The organism is Paenalcaligenes sp. Me131 (assembly GCF_050487225.1).
GTDB lineage: Bacteria > Pseudomonadota > Gammaproteobacteria > Burkholderiales > Burkholderiaceae_B > Paenalcaligenes.
This window is the reverse complement of the sequence record NZ_JBKQGY010000005.1, coordinates 33,651-47,456: the sequence shown is the minus strand read 5'-3', so window position 1 is coordinate 47,456 and position 13,806 is coordinate 33,651. Positions and strand designations below refer to the sequence as shown.

At 50.6% G+C, this 13,806-nt stretch carries 14 protein-coding genes; 10 read left to right on the top strand and 4 right to left on the bottom strand.

Annotated elements, in window-relative coordinates; translation table 11 throughout:
- The first annotated feature begins 27 nt into the window (after positions 1 to 27).
- The 7 genes from dxs to ACLPHM_RS16555 all read left to right on the top strand — a co-directional run bounded on the left by dxs (position 28) and on the right by ACLPHM_RS16555 (position 6,040).
- Positions 28 to 1,884, top strand: coding sequence for a 1-deoxy-D-xylulose-5-phosphate synthase (gene dxs, locus ACLPHM_RS16585; protein WP_430222321.1), 1,857 nt, complete (start codon positions 28 to 30; stop codon positions 1,882 to 1,884).
- A 136-nt stretch (positions 1,885 to 2,020) separates the two neighbouring features.
- The gene (folE2, locus tag ACLPHM_RS16580; RefSeq protein ID WP_430222320.1) at positions 2,021 to 2,836 is read left to right on the top strand and encodes a GTP cyclohydrolase FolE2; all 816 of its coding nucleotides are present in this window, start codon (positions 2,021 to 2,023) and stop codon (positions 2,834 to 2,836) included.
- Between the two features lie 146 nt (positions 2,837 to 2,982).
- Positions 2,983 to 3,393, top strand: a complete 411-nt coding sequence (gene rpsF, locus ACLPHM_RS16575; RefSeq protein WP_430222319.1) for a 30S ribosomal protein S6 — start codon at positions 2,983 to 2,985, stop codon at positions 3,391 to 3,393.
- 19 nt (positions 3,394 to 3,412) lie between these two features.
- A complete protein-coding gene (gene priB / locus ACLPHM_RS16570; protein ID WP_430222318.1) occupies positions 3,413 to 3,730 on the top strand; it encodes a primosomal replication protein N in 318 nt (105 codons plus the stop codon).
- Positions 3,731 to 3,797: 67 nt separating this feature from the next.
- Positions 3,798 to 4,076, top strand: a complete 279-nt coding sequence (rpsR, locus tag ACLPHM_RS16565) for a 30S ribosomal protein S18 (RefSeq protein ID WP_135862647.1) — start codon at positions 3,798 to 3,800, stop codon at positions 4,074 to 4,076.
- Between the two features lie 15 nt (positions 4,077 to 4,091).
- The gene (gene rplI / locus ACLPHM_RS16560; RefSeq protein ID WP_430222317.1) at positions 4,092 to 4,547 is read left to right on the top strand and encodes a 50S ribosomal protein L9; all 456 of its coding nucleotides are present in this window, start codon (positions 4,092 to 4,094) and stop codon (positions 4,545 to 4,547) included.
- Positions 4,548 to 4,645: 98 nt separating this feature from the next.
- Positions 4,646 to 6,040, top strand: a complete 1,395-nt coding sequence (locus tag ACLPHM_RS16555; RefSeq protein ID WP_430222316.1) for a replicative DNA helicase — start codon at positions 4,646 to 4,648, stop codon at positions 6,038 to 6,040.
- A 6-nt stretch (positions 6,041 to 6,046) separates the two neighbouring features.
- On the opposite strand, the gene pdxA is transcribed toward ACLPHM_RS16555, so the two are convergent.
- From pdxA to ACLPHM_RS16535, 4 genes are read right to left on the bottom strand one after another with little or no spacing between them, the layout of a single operon-like run.
- Positions 6,047 to 7,054 carry a 4-hydroxythreonine-4-phosphate dehydrogenase PdxA gene (gene pdxA, locus ACLPHM_RS16550; protein ID WP_430222315.1) on the bottom strand — a complete coding sequence of 336 codons (1,008 nt, stop codon included), beginning with the start codon at positions 7,052 to 7,054 and terminating at the stop codon, positions 6,047 to 6,049.
- A gap of 51 nt (positions 7,055 to 7,105) precedes the next feature.
- The gene (locus tag ACLPHM_RS16545; RefSeq protein ID WP_430222314.1) at positions 7,106 to 8,788 is read right to left on the bottom strand and encodes a PhoH family protein; all 1,683 of its coding nucleotides are present in this window, start codon (positions 8,786 to 8,788) and stop codon (positions 7,106 to 7,108) included.
- A gap of 51 nt (positions 8,789 to 8,839) precedes the next feature.
- On the bottom strand, positions 8,840 to 9,304 hold the full coding sequence (locus tag ACLPHM_RS16540; protein WP_430222313.1) for a peroxiredoxin: 465 nt from the start codon (positions 9,302 to 9,304) through the stop codon (positions 8,840 to 8,842).
- A gap of 9 nt (positions 9,305 to 9,313) precedes the next feature.
- Positions 9,314 to 9,745: an Mth938-like domain-containing protein gene (locus ACLPHM_RS16535; RefSeq protein WP_430222312.1), complete on the bottom strand. Its 432-nt coding sequence runs from the start codon at positions 9,743 to 9,745 to the stop codon at positions 9,314 to 9,316.
- Between the two features lie 148 nt (positions 9,746 to 9,893).
- On the opposite strand from ACLPHM_RS16535, the gene alaC reads away from it, so the two are divergent.
- From alaC to thrC, 3 genes are read left to right on the top strand one after another with little or no spacing between them, the layout of a single operon-like run.
- Complete coding sequence (gene alaC / locus ACLPHM_RS16530) at positions 9,894 to 11,081, top strand: alanine transaminase (protein WP_430222311.1); 1,188 nt, start codon at positions 9,894 to 9,896, stop codon at positions 11,079 to 11,081.
- Positions 11,078 to 12,379 (top strand): homoserine dehydrogenase, encoded by a 1,302-nt coding sequence (locus tag ACLPHM_RS16525; RefSeq protein ID WP_430222310.1) that lies wholly within the window; start codon positions 11,078 to 11,080, stop codon positions 12,377 to 12,379. The genes alaC and ACLPHM_RS16525 overlap by 4 nt, the downstream gene beginning before the upstream one ends.
- On the top strand, positions 12,379 to 13,788 hold the full coding sequence (gene thrC, locus ACLPHM_RS16520; RefSeq protein WP_430222309.1) for a threonine synthase: 1,410 nt from the start codon (positions 12,379 to 12,381) through the stop codon (positions 13,786 to 13,788). The genes ACLPHM_RS16525 and thrC overlap by 1 nt, the downstream gene beginning before the upstream one ends.
- The last annotated feature ends 18 nt before the right edge of the window (positions 13,789 to 13,806 follow it).

The following is a 13,806-nucleotide window of genomic DNA, read 5'->3' as shown; positions in this document are numbered from 1 at the left end:
GTCTTCGTACTGGATCAGTATTTTTTTATGACTACCGTTTCACTTGAACAAATTCAGTCCCCTAAGGATTTACGTGCTCTAAGCCGGGGTGATCTGGACACGCTGACGGCAGAGCTTCGTCAGTTTATCTTGCACTCTGTGTCGCGCACGGGCGGCCACTTGTCGTCCAACTTAGGAACCGTAGAACTGACGGTAGCCTTGCACTATGTATTCAATACGCCACATGACCGCATTGTGTGGGATGTGGGCCATCAGTCTTATGCGCACAAAATTCTGACTGGCCGACGTGAGCAGATGAGTGGTCTGCGTCAGGCGGATGGCATATCCGGTTTTCCTAAGCGTAGCGAATCTGAGTACGACGATTTCGGTACGGCGCACTCATCCACGTCTATTTCTGCTGTGCTAGGCATGGCGGTGGCATCTCGTAACCAAGGCATTTCGCGTCAACATATCGCGGTGATTGGTGATGGTGCGATGACGGCAGGGATGGCGTTCGAGGCATTGAACAACGCGGGTGTAACGCCTGGTGTGAATGTGCTGGTGATATTGAATGACAACGATATGTCGATTTCGCCACCTGTGGGGGCGTTGAATCGTTATTTTGCTCGTTTGATGTCTGGCCGTTTTTATGCGGCAGCTAAACATATGGGCAAAGCCGTGTTGCAACACGTGCCGCCTGTACTAGAGTTAGCGCGACGCTTTGAAGGGCATGCGAAAAGCGTCTTGGCGCCCGCTACCCTGTTTGAAGAGCTGGGGTTTAACTATATTGGCCCTATAGATGGCCATGATCTGGATTCGTTGATTCCTACCCTAGAAAACCTGCAAGAGCGCGGTGGTCTGCAGTTCTTACATGTGGTGACTCGAAAAGGGCAGGGGTACAAGTTGGCCGAAGCTGACCCTGTGCTGTATCACGGCCCAGGTAAGTTCGATCCAAAAGTCGGTATACGTCAAGGCAAAGCACCTAGCTCGCCAACGTACACTCAAGTATTTGGTAAATGGCTCTGTGACATGGCCGCTCACGATAAACGTTTGTACGGTATTACACCGGCCATGCGTGAGGGCAGCGGCATGGTAGAGTTTGAGTCACGTTTTCCTGAGCGCTATTTTGATGTGGGTATTGCAGAGCAGCATGCTGTGACGTTTGCTGCGGGTATAGCCTGTGAGAAGCAAAAGCCCGTCGTGGCGATTTATTCCACCTTTTTGCAGCGTGGCTACGATCAACTGATACATGATGTGGCGTTGCAAGACTTGGATGTGACCTTTGCTTTGGACCGTGCGGGCCTAGTGGGGGCGGATGGCGCTACCCATGCGGGTAATTACGACATCGCCTTTTTGCGATGTGTGCCCAACATGGTGATTGCGACACCTTCCGACGAGAATGAAACCCGTCTACTGTTAAACAGTTGCTATTTGCATGAAGGCCCATCTTCTGTTCGCTACCCTCGTGGCACGGGGGTAGGGGCAGCAGTTAGTGAGAGTTTGGAAGGCGTAGAAATCGGTAAGGCAGTGGTACGTCGACAAGGTAAAAATACAGCTATTTTGGTGTTTGGTACGTTGTTGCCAGCAGCCATGCAAGCTGCCGAGGCCTGTGATGCTACGGTAGTGGATATGCGCTTTGTGAAACCCTTGGATGAGGCCTTGTTGCTACAACTGGCGCCTGATCACACGCATTTTGTCACTGTTGAAGATGCCGCCATCATGGGTGGTGCGGGTAGTGCTGTAGGTGAATTCTTCGCCAGTCAGCGCTTGGTACGGCCTATGTTGCACTTGGGATACCCTGACGTATTTATTGACCATGGTGATCAGAAAGTCTTGCATGCGCAGTTGGGCTTGGATGCCGCCGGCATTCAGCAGTCTGTGAACACCTTTGTGGAAAATAAATAGCCTAATTCTTAGCTGTGCTCTCTTATACGCCTGATGATAGTGGGGTTATAGTGAGAGCGCAGCGTGTATCTATTTCATAATTAAAGCATTACGATTTTCTCAGCTATGTCCAGATGGGCATATTTGGACAATTATCATGACGAGTATTACTAAAACGGCTGGAACAATGCCGGACGTGCAAAGCAGTGTGGACACCCGCCACGTTGCCATTCAAAAGGTTGGTGTGCGCGGTGTGCGTTACCCCTTATTTGTGCAAATGGCAGGCGATGCTGCACCTACCGTGGGCGAGTGGGAACTAACCGTTGCGTTGCCGCCTGAAGAAAAAGGCACGCACATGTCCAGATTCATGGAGCTGTTGGAAAAATACCGCCAGACTCCAATTTCTTCGACGCTGTACTGTCAGATCGCTGCAGAAATGCTAGATCTCTTGAAAGCCGAAGCAGGCGAAATGACCGTTTCTTTCCCTTACTTCATCAACAAGGCTGCCCCCGTATCTGGCGTGCAAAGCTTGTTGGATTACGAGTTGGGTTGGTCTGCGAGTGTGATGCGTACTGCCGATGGCGGCGTCGATACCGAGTTTGAGCTCAGCGTATTGGTGCCAGTAACCAGCTTGTGCCCATGCTCCAAAGCAATTTCTAAATACGGTGCGCATAACCAGCGCTCCCACGTTACCGTTAATTTGGTATTGGAAGACCCTGCGGCGATAGATATCAATGCGCTGATCCAACAAGTGGAAGAGCAAGCCTCTTGCCAGTTGTGGGGGTTGTTGAAGCGTACGGATGAAAAATACGTGACTGAACAAGCCTACGAAAACCCCAAGTTTGTAGAAGACTTGGTGCGTGATGTAGCCGTGTTGGTACGTGATATGCCATCGGTATTGAACTACCGCATCGAGGCAGAAAACTTCGAGTCCATCCATAACCACTCAGCCTATGCTGTGGTGGAAGGCTAACGCGACTCAGCATTTATTTGCGATAAGGCTTGTGTAGACGCCTTATCGCGAGGTAGAATACTTGGTTTCTTGCTCACCTAGCTGTATAGGGTGGGCTGTCGTGTCTGAAAACGTTTTTTCAGGCGATATCCACAAGGAGTTGTTTCATGCGTCACTACGAAGTAGTGTTTATTGTGCACCCCGACCAAAGCGAGCAAGTGCCCGCCATGGTTGAGCGCTATCAGGCGATCATCACTTCCGAAGGCGGTAAAATCCACCGTCACGAAGACTGGGGTCGTCGCCAATTGGCTTACCCTATCCAGAAACTGGTCAAGGCTCACTACGTTTGCCTGAACATCGAAATCGGCCAGAGCACTTTGGATGAACTAGAGCACTCGTTCCGTTACAACGATGCTATTCTGCGTTACCTGATCGCCAAAACTGATGATGCTCCTGAAGGCGCATCCGTCATGATGAAGTCCGTAGAGCGTGAAGACAGCCGTCGCGCTAGCGCCGACAGCCAAGCTGACGACGAGGACGAAGTTGACGAGCAGGACGAAGAAGTCTCCGAGTCCTAATTAGGTTCCAACAGCGTACGTGAATCACCTGTCATTTACAGCTGTTGTTGCAAGTCCCGGGGAGCTACGTTACACCCCAGCAGGATTACCAGCGATAGAGCTGACATTGCAACACCAGTCTGAAGTAATGGAAGCCGGTCTTAAACGCCGTCTTGATTTTCAGGTTGATGCCGTGGCGCTTGGTGATACAGCCTTGTTGCTAGTCGATGTACCGTTAGGGGCAACACTAGAAATTACAGGTTTTATCGCCCCGTTGCGAAAAGCGTCGGTAAGAATGATTGTGCACATACAAGATGTACGAATTCTTTATCCAGGCAGCGCAGCGGTTGTTGTGTAAGTCAAGGTGCGGGTTGTACCGCACGAAATAAATTTCCGGCTAACCCGGAACAATACAGAGGTATATCATGGCTTTTGGTCGTAAAGGCGGCAAAGATAAACGCCGCAGATTTGGTCAGCAGAATCCGTTGTTCAAACGTCGTAAATTCTGCCGCTTCACAGTAGCTGAAGTTAAAGAAATCGATTACAAAGATTTGGACACATTGCGTGATTTCATCCAAGAAAACGGCAAGATCATTCCTGCACGTTTGACTGGTACTAAGGCTCATTATCAGCGTCAGCTTGACACCGCTATTAAGCGTGCTCGCTTCTTGGCGTTGTTGCCATACACCGATAATCACAAATAATTCGGGAGCTAAGTCATGCAAATTATTCTGCTAGAGAAAGTTGTAAATTTGGGCGATTTGGGCGACGTAGTACGTGTACGCAACGGTTACGCTCGTAACTTCTTGCTGCCACGTAAAATGGCCCGTCGTGCTACTGACAGTGCTATCCAAGAATTCGAAGCACGTCGTGCTGAATTGGAAAAAGCACAAGCCGACCGTCTGGCTACTGCTCAAACAGTAGGCGCTAAATTGGCTGAGCACAGTGTGAAACTGACTCAAAAAGCTGGCGTTGATGGTCGTTTGTTTGGTTCCGTGACAAACATGGACATCGCTGGTGCGCTGGTAGCTTCTGGCTTCGCAGACATCGTGCGCTCGCAAATTCGTTTGGCTGATGGCCCACTGAAAGCAGTTGGTGAGTACACCGTTGCTGTGGTTCTGCACCCAGACGTAGTTGTTGATTTGACCGTTATCGTTGAAGGCGATATCGACTAATCAGCACGCAGACATGGTACATTTTATATTGGTGTACCACGTGTGAAAAAAGCCGGCACCTAGCCGGCTTTTTCTTTTGCTTTTCATGGGGTTTAGCGTTGGCTGAAGACATTCCTAATACGGATACTAAACTAGATTATTTGCGTGTTCCGCCGCATTCCATCGAGGCCGAGCAATCGGTATTGGGTGGTTTGTTATTGGACAATGCAGCCTGGGATCGTATCGCTGATATTTTGGTAGACGAAGACTTTTACCGTTTCGATCACCGTATTATTTGGCAGCATATTACGCGTCTCATTGGCTTGGGTAGACCTGCCGACGTGGTGACCGTATATGAATCGTTATCCACAGCCGGAAAAGCAGAAGAGGTAGGTGGTCTACAGTATTTAAACGCGCTGGCGCACAACACGCCATCGGCCGCGAATATTCGTCGCTATGCCGAGATCGTGCGCGAACGCTCCATGTTGCGTAAGCTGGTAACAGTAGCGGATGAAATTTCGTCGGCAGCTTTTAACCCGCAAGGTAAAGAAGCACGCCAAATTCTGGATGATGCCGAATCGCGCGTCTTCCAAATTGCCCAAGAAGGTTCCAGAGGTAGTGCTGGTTTTCTAGAAATTCAGCCCTTGCTGACTCAGGTAGTAGAGCGTATTGACGAACTCTATCACCGTGAAGGCGATTCCGAAATCACGGGTATTCCCACGGGTTTTGTAGACTTAGACCGCATGACATCAGGCCTGCAAGCAGGTGACTTGGTGATTGTAGCAGGGCGTCCTTCCATGGGTAAAACCTCGCTCTCCATGAATATCGGTGAGCACGTAGCGATTGAGCAAGGCTTGCCTGTTGCCGTGTTCTCCATGGAGATGGGGGCCGTACAGTTGGCGATGCGTATGGTGGGTTCTGTGGGCTTGCTGGATCAGCACCGTATGCGTACGGGTAAGCTGGTGGCCGAAGATTGGCCTAAGCTCACGCACGCTGTACAGAAAGTACAAGAAGCACAGATTTATATTGATGAAACCCCCGGTTTGTCGGGGATGGAAGTGCGTGCACGCGCACGACGCTTGGCCAGACAGTGCGGCAAGCTGGGTTTAATCATCATCGATTACTTGCAGTTGATGTCAGGTAATTCCGGTAGTGAAAACCGTGCAACAGAGATTTCAGAGATCAGTCGATCCCTAAAAGGTTTGGCTAAAGAGCTAGATTGCCCGTTGATTGCGCTGTCACAGTTGAACCGAAGTCTGGAGCAACGCCCCAACAAACGTCCGGTAATGAGTGACTTGCGTGAATCAGGTGCTATTGAGCAGGATGCGGACTTGATTCTGTTTATTTACCGTGACGAGGTGTACAACCCCGATTCACCCGATAAGGGCACGGCAGAGCTGATTATTGGTAAGCAGCGTAATGGTCCTATTGGAACCGTGCGTGTCGCCTTCCAAGGGGCCAGTACGCGCTTTCTTAACTACACTAGTGGTAACGCCTACGTCGATAACGAATAAGGCGTATCAAGCGACTGGTGCTGCGCTCATGCGCAGTGCCATGTCAAAAGCTTCACGCAAGGATGAGGGGTCTGCAATCCCTTTACCTGCGATATCAAAAGCGGTGCCGTGGTCTACACTGGTACGCACAAAGGGCAGACCTACGGTCACGTTAACCCCTTCATCCACACCCAAATACTTCACTGGGATCAGGCCTTGATCGTGGTATTGAGCAACCACCACATCAAACTCCCCTTTACGAGCACGCATGAAGATGGTGTCACCCGGCCATGGGCCAGTGACTTGCATGCCTTCAGCGCAGGCCGCTTGTATGGCAGGTGTAATCACCTGCTGCTCTTCCTGACCAAACTTCCCGTCTTCCCCGGCATGAGGGTTTAAACCTGCCACAGCAATGCGTGGAACGGCAATGCCGGCTTGCTTACAGGCTAGGTGTGCTAAACGTATAGCGCGTAGCTCAGCGTCAAAGGTGATATGACGAGGTACGTCGGCCAGTGCCATATGTATGGTGACTAACAATACGCGTAGTTCGTGATTGGCGAGCATCATGGCAAAGTCTTGGGTGTTTGATCGCTCGGCCAAAATTTCGGTATGGCCAGGGGCATCAATGCCACCGGCTTGCATGGCTTTTTTGTGTAAAGGAGCCGTCACAATGCCGCGTATACGCCCAGCTTGTGCATCATCAATGGCGTGGCACAGGTATTCGTATGCGCCACGTCCAGCTTGCGCATTGATTTCACCAAAGGGGAGGTCAGCGGGTAGGGCTTGCCAGCGATTGCGTACGGCAATGGTGTGTTCAGGTATGGCTTGGTCTGCAGGCAAGGTGTCAGCGTCGACGATAGTAACGTGCTGCGCTACGCCTAATGCTTTGGCTGCACGACGCAAAATGCCGCTATCGCCATACACCACAGTAGGGTGAGGAAGCCCTTGGTGTATCAGGGACACAATCAGTTCGGGGCCAATGCCAGCAGCGTCACCCATGGTGATGCCCAAGGGAAGTGAGCTAAGGTCAGTCATAGTGCAAAAAACAAAAAAGCCCCGGCGTGATGCCGGGGCGGGATTGGGACGTTAGAGTGCGTCGTTGGCGTAATCGGCCAGTCTGGAGCGTTCGCCTCGTTGTAGGGTGATATGACCAGAATGTGGCCAGCCCATAAAACGATCTACCACGTAGGTCAGACCAGAGCTACCTTCGGTGAGGTATGGCGTATCGATTTGCGACAAGTTACCCAAGCAAACGATTTTGGTACCTGGGCCCGCACGGGTTACCAGTGTTTTCATTTGTTTGGGGGTTAAGTTCTGCGCTTCATCAATAATCAGGAATTTATTGAGGAAAGTACGACCACGCATAAAGCTCATGGATTTGATTTGAATCTTAGAGCGAATCAATTCCATGGTGCTATTACGACTGTTCTCGGTAGAGCTGTTGTTTGAACCACCTTTTTGGTTGTTAGAGCCAAGGTGCAGCACTTCCAAGTTATCTTCCAGCGCACCCATCCACGGCGCCATTTTCTCTTCTTCGGTTCCGGGCAAGAAACCAATATCATCACCTACGGGCACCGTGGCTCGCGTGATAATAATGTCGCTATACAAGCGAGTTTCTAGCGTTTGCGTTAGAGCAGTGGCAATTGCGAGCAAGGTTTTACCTGTACCAGCAGGGCCGAGTAATGACACAAAATCACAGTCAGGGTTCATGAGCAGATTCAGTGCGAAGTTTTGCTCACGGTTACGTGCGGTAATGCCCCAGACATTGTTTTTGTGATGGCTGTAATCACGGATAGTCGCTAATACAGCGGTGCTGGTAGTTACTTCTTTTACCTGTGCATACAGCGGTTGCTCGCCTTCGGTATACACGAATTCGTTAACGTGCAGCTGATTGCAGATTGGGCCGTGGATGCGGTAATAGGTCGCGCCGGCTTGCTGCCATGACTCCAGCTTCTTGCCATGCTTGCGCCAGAAGTCGTCGGGCAGGGCGCGAGCGCCTTCGTACAGCAGGTCAGAGTCATCTAATACTTGGTCGTGCAGGTAATCTTCAGCCAGCAGACCCAATGACTTGGCCTTTAGGCGCATGTTGATGTCTTTAGACACCATCACCACATCTTTATCGGTGATAGTCTGCTTCAACGCACTGACTACATTCAAGATGAGGTTGTCAGCTTTACCCAGTGGCAGCTTGACGTTTAAGTCGGCATCCATGGCTTCGGTTTGGAAAAACAACAGCCCTTTGGCTTCGATGTTTCCTAACGCGTTTAGCGGCAAACCATGATCTAGTGTGTTATCGCCCACTAAGCCATCAAGGTTGCGGCTCACCTGCCGTGCATTACGAGCGACCTCAGACATGCCTTTTTTCTGATGGTCTAGCTCTTCTAGCACCATCATGGGCAAGTAGATATCGTGCTCTTCAAACTTAAATAGTGAGTTCGAGTCGTGCAGTAAGACGTTGGTATCCAGCACAAACAGTTTATGTGCTTGGTTACGTTTGCTGCTGCGAATCGGTTTTTTCGCTGCGCTAGTAGGCGGTGTGCTGCGACGTTCAGTGCGCTTCGCCGGTGCAGGGGTTGTGGTCTGAACCTCGGCTGTTGCCACAGCTGAGGGTTGAGAAACCGGAACTGAAGGGGCGGCCACTGACGCTGGTTTGGGGGCTGGAGCTGCTTTCTTGGCAGCGCTAGCTGTTTTTTTACTAGAGTTGGTAGCACGGACGCTTTGTGCATCCAGAGTGCTACCGAGGCGTTTGGGCAGCGGAGGTAGAGGCATGTATTCAGTGCTCCTGACTGAGTCAGTCCAAGTAGAACAGTCTGCTTAGGACTAAAGTTGTTGGGCGGCTTCTAGTACATTTTGAACATGGCCGGGGACGCGCAGACCACGCCATTCCTGTACCAGTTTGCCTTCGGCATTCACTAAAAAAGTACTGCGTTCAATACCACGTACCTGTTTACCGTACATGTTTTTCATTTTCATGACAGCAAATAATTCACACAGTGTTTCATCGGGGTCACTGATTAATGCAAAAGGTAGCATCTGTTTCTCGATGAAACGTTCGTGCGAGCTCATGCTGTCGCGTGACACGCCAATAATGCGTACACCCAGCTTTTCAAAATCAGCACTAGCGTCTCTAAAGCCTTGCGCTTCTGTGGTGCAACCAGGTGTGTTGTCGCGTGGGTAAAAATACAGCACATAGGCATGGCCTTTCAGCGAGTCTGCAGAAATAGTGCCTTGTGTGCTTTCAGCGGTAAAAGCGGGGATGGGTTGGCCAACAGCCAAGGTAGTCATAGGTGCTCCTTAGAGTAGTAAGGCGGCCACAACCCTGCGGCCTTCAGACATCAAAATATTGTAGGTACGAGCGGCAGCGGGCGTATCCATAACTTCCACGCCTATGCGTAAACGCAGTAACTCTACGGTAAGCGAAGGGTGTAGCATTTGTTGACGCAGTCCAGTGCCCACCAGTAATACTTCGGGGGCATCATCGGGCAGAGTTTGTGGCGCACCTTCTAAGAACGCCATCGGGTCTTGCTTAACGTTATCAAGGCCTGCCAGCATGCGCAGCGTATCTGGCGTAATCTGACTGACTGATGTGATGGCCAAGGGCTGTACAGCACCTTCAGGCATAAACCAGATGCTTTGGTGATGTTTTTCGCGGTTGATTTCCACGTAATCATCGCCATAAGCGGTAATCGTATTTAGGTGAGGATTGTTTTCTTTTTGCAATAGCACAGCGCATCTCCAGAGAACAATTATGATCATAGCGCAAACTAGGGTGTTGCCAATATTTTGCAGATGTTTTCCTCTTTGCCAGCGATAGATTAAACTTGTTGGTTTAGCACGTATTCCTTCTAGGCTTTTGTTGATCTCAAGGACGATCATGACCAGTTTTCCCCGTATTGAACGCTTACCGCCCTATGTATTTAACATCACTGGCGAATTGAAAATGGCGGCGCGCCGTCGCGGTGAGGATATTATCGATATGTCGATGGGGAACCCCGATGGGGCCACACCACAGCATATTGTGGATAAGCTGGTTGAAGCAGCCGCCCGTCCAGACACTCACGGCTACTCTGTTTCCCGCGGTATTCCTCGTTTGCGTAAGGCAATCTCTGATTGGTACGGCCGTCGTTACGACGTGCAAATCGACCCAGATGATGAAGCCATCGTGACTATTGGCTCCAAAGAAGGTTTGGCTCACTTGATGCTGGCTACGCTAGATCAAGGTGACACCGTTTTGGTTCCTAACCCTAGCTACCCTATCCATATTTATGGTGCGGTGATTGCGGGTGCCAATATTCGTTCCGTTCCCGTTATTCCTGGTACAGACTTCTTTGAAGAAGTAGAACGTGCGGTTCGCGAAACTATTCCTAAGCCAAAAATGATGATTTTGGGCTTCCCAAGCAACCCTACCGCGCAATGTGTGGACTTGTCCTTCTTTGAGCGTATTGTGGCTTTGGCGAAAGAACACAACATTTTGGTGGTGCACGATTTGGCCTATGCCGATATCACGTTTGACGGCTATGAAGCGCCTTCCATCATGCAAGTAGAAGGTGCTCGTGATGTAGCGGTGGAGTTCTTCACCATGAGTAAAAGCTACAACATGGCAGGCTGGCGTATTGGTTTCATGGTAGGGAACAAAGAATTGGTTTCCGCCTTGGCTCGTATCAAAAGCTACCATGACTATGGCACGTTTACACCGCTGCAGGTGGCAGCGATTGCCGCACTAGATGGTCCACAAGATTGCGTTAAAGAAGTGGTGGAGCAATACCGTAGCCGCCGCGATGTATTAGCTAAAGGTTTGAAAGAAATTGGTTGGGATGTAGATGTGCCAAAAGCATCTATGTACATCTGGGCTCGTATTCCTGAGTTTTACCGTGCTCAAGGTTCATTAGAGTTTTCCAAACGCCTGCTGGCAGACGCCAAAGTAGCGGTATCCCCCGGTATTGGTTTCGGTGAGTACGGCGATGAGTATGTGCGTTTTGCACTGATAGAAAATGAGCAGCGTACACGACAAGCGGTACGCGGTATCAAAGATATGTTCCGAAAGGACGGGTTGTTGAAATGAGTCCAATAAAAGTTGGTTTGCTAGGTTTAGGTGTAGTAGGTGGTGGCACCTGGAAAGTCCTGACACAGAACGCAGATGAAATCGCTAGACGTGCAGGGAGACGAATTGAAGTGGTCGCTGTAGCCGTACGTGACGTGCAAAAAGCACGTGACTTGTTGGGTGACAGCGTCAGTATCAGCACCAATGGTATGGATGTGGTTAACAATCCAGACATTGATGTGGTGGTGGAATTGGTTGGGGGTGAAACCCTGGCTAAAGACTGGATCATGCGTGCCATTGAATTAGGCAAACATGTGGTCACGGCAAACAAAGCCTTGTTGGCTGTGCACGGCAACGAAATTTTCGCCGCTGCACATAACAAAGGTGTGATGGTAGCGTTTGAAGCTGCTGTAGCCGGTGGTATTCCTATCATCAAAGCAATTCGTGAAGGGTTAAGCGCTAACCGTATTCAATGGGTAGCGGGCATCATCAACGGCACAACCAACTTTATTCTGTCCGAAATGCGTTCGCGTGGTCTGTCTTTCGAGGCAGCGTTGGCGGACGCACAGAAATTGGGCTATGCCGAAGCCGACCCTACTTTTGACATCGAAGGTGTAGATGCCGCGCACAAACTGACATTGCTGTCGGCGTTGGCGTTTGGTATTCCGGTGCAGTTCAGCACGGCGCACATCGAAGGTATTACCAAATTGGCGGCAGAAGACATTCGTCACGCTGAGCGCTTAGGTTATACCGTCAAACTGTTGGGCATTACTCGTCATCGCGAAGAAGGTATTGAACTGCGCGTGCATCCTACTTTGGTGCCCGCAGACTCCTTGTTGGCTAACGTACAAGGTGCCATGAACGCCGTGATGGTGCATGGTGATGCTGTAGGCTCTACGGTGTACTACGGTGCAGGCGCAGGCGAGTTGCCAACAGCATCGGCGGTAGTGGCTGACTTGGTGGATGTGGCGCGTTTGATGACCGCAGACCCAGGGCACCGTGTGCCGTACTTGGCTTTCCAACAAGACGCGATGGCTGATACGCCAATTCTGCCTATGGCAGATGTGCGTTCCGCTTACTACCTGCGTTTGCGCGTGGCTGACCAGCCTGGCGTATTGGCAGATGTGGCACGTATTTTGGCACAAGGCAGTATCTCTATTGAGTCCATGTTCCAAGAGCCGGCTCAAGATGGTGAAGCCGATATTATCTTCCTGACACACGTTGCTCGTGAAGGCGATATCGATCAAGCTACAGCACAAATTCAACAGTTGCCATTTGTACGCTCCAACTTGATCCGCTTGCGCGTGGAGAGCTTGTAATGAACTATATATCTACTCGCGGGGGCATGGCCCCCCAAGCGTTCTCGGATATCTTGCTAGAAGGCTTGGCTCCCGATGGTGGCTTGGCCATTCCTGAGCAATATCCTCAGATTGATAGCGCCACACTAGAAAGCTGGCGTGCACTGCCTTACAACGAGTTGGCGCTAGAAATTCTGTCGCGTTTCGTGACTGATATTCCCCGTGCCGATTTGGCAGCGTTGACAGCCGCAGCGTACAACCCAGAGCTGTACGATGGCGGTGTGATGGTGCCTCTGAAGCCATTGAAAGGCCAAATCAGCTTGGTGGGCTTGTCTCAAGGTCCAACCTTGGCCTTCAAAGACATGGCCATGCAATTCTTGGGCCAAGTGTTTGAGTACGTGCTGACCAAACGTGGCACTACCATCAACATTCTGGGGGCTACCTCTGGTGATACCGGCTCTGCAGCCGAGTACGCGCTTAAAGGCAAGAAAGGGGTGAACGTATTCATGCTGTCACCATTTGGCCGCATGAGCGAATTCCAGCGCGCACAGATGTACAGCTTGCAAGACGAAAACATCCATAACCTGTCAGTTAAAGGTGTGTTTGACGATTGCCAAGACATCGTTAAAACCTTGGCAGGCGATTTAGATTTCAAATCGCGTTGGCACTTGGGTGCGGTGAACTCCATTAACTGGGCGCGTATTGCGGCTCAGGTGGTGTACTACTTCTGGGCGTGGTTGCGTGCGACTGAGAAACCCGGCCAAGAGGTATCTTTTGCCGTACCTTCAGGTAACTTCGGCAACATTCTGGCGGGTCACATCGCTAGACAAATGGGCTTGCCTGTACGCAAACTGGTATTGGCGACTAACGAAAACAACGTATTGGAAGAGTTCTTCCGTACTGGTGTGTACAAGCCTCGTAGTTCTGCAAACACCTATGCGACATCCAGTCCATCCATGGATATTTCCAAAGCCTCTAACTTTGAGCGCTTTGTGTTTGACCTGCTGGGCCGTGATCCTAAAGCGTTGGCCGCATTGTGGGAGCAATTGAGTACACAAGGTTATTTCGATCTTAGCGATAAAAAAGCGGAGTTCGAAACTACTTACGGCTTTGTTGCAGGTACTAGCTCACACGCCGACCGTTTGGAAACCATTCGTTCCGTACACCAAGAAACGGGTGTGCTGATTGATCCGCATACTGCAGATGGCGTGAAAGTAGCTGCTCAGTACGTGGAAGATGGCATCCCTATGTTGGTATTGGAAACTGCACTGCCAGCCAAGTTCTCTGAAACTATTGAAGAGGCTATTGGCCAACCTGCACCAGTGCCTGCACACCTGCAACACTTGGCTGCATTGCCACAGAAAGTTGAAGTGCTGGATGCTGATGTAGAGCAAATCCGTCGTTATGTGGAAACACACGCGGCTATTTAATTATCACGCCACGAATCA

Coding starts and splice junctions, on each gene's coding strand:
- rpsF (WP_430222319.1), top strand. CDS start 2,983: ATGCGTCACTACGAAGTAGTGTTTATTGTGCACCCCGACCAAAGCGAG.
- ACLPHM_RS16540 (WP_430222313.1), bottom strand. CDS start 9,304: ATGACTACCTTGGCTGTTGGCCAACCCATCCCCGCTTTTACCGCTGAA.
- ACLPHM_RS16545 (WP_430222314.1), bottom strand. CDS start 8,788: ATGCCTCTACCTCCGCTGCCCAAACGCCTCGGTAGCACTCTGGATGCA.
- thrC (WP_430222309.1), top strand. CDS start 12,379: ATGAACTATATATCTACTCGCGGGGGCATGGCCCCCCAAGCGTTCTCG.
- folE2 (WP_430222320.1), top strand. CDS start 2,021: ATGACGAGTATTACTAAAACGGCTGGAACAATGCCGGACGTGCAAAGC.
- dxs (WP_430222321.1), top strand. CDS start 28: ATGACTACCGTTTCACTTGAACAAATTCAGTCCCCTAAGGATTTACGT.
- alaC (WP_430222311.1), top strand. CDS start 9,894: ATGACCAGTTTTCCCCGTATTGAACGCTTACCGCCCTATGTATTTAAC.
- pdxA (WP_430222315.1), bottom strand. CDS start 7,054: ATGACTGACCTTAGCTCACTTCCCTTGGGCATCACCATGGGTGACGCT.
- ACLPHM_RS16525 (WP_430222310.1), top strand. CDS start 11,078: ATGAGTCCAATAAAAGTTGGTTTGCTAGGTTTAGGTGTAGTAGGTGGT.
- rpsR (WP_135862647.1), top strand. CDS start 3,798: ATGGCTTTTGGTCGTAAAGGCGGCAAAGATAAACGCCGCAGATTTGGT.
- rplI (WP_430222317.1), top strand. CDS start 4,092: ATGCAAATTATTCTGCTAGAGAAAGTTGTAAATTTGGGCGATTTGGGC.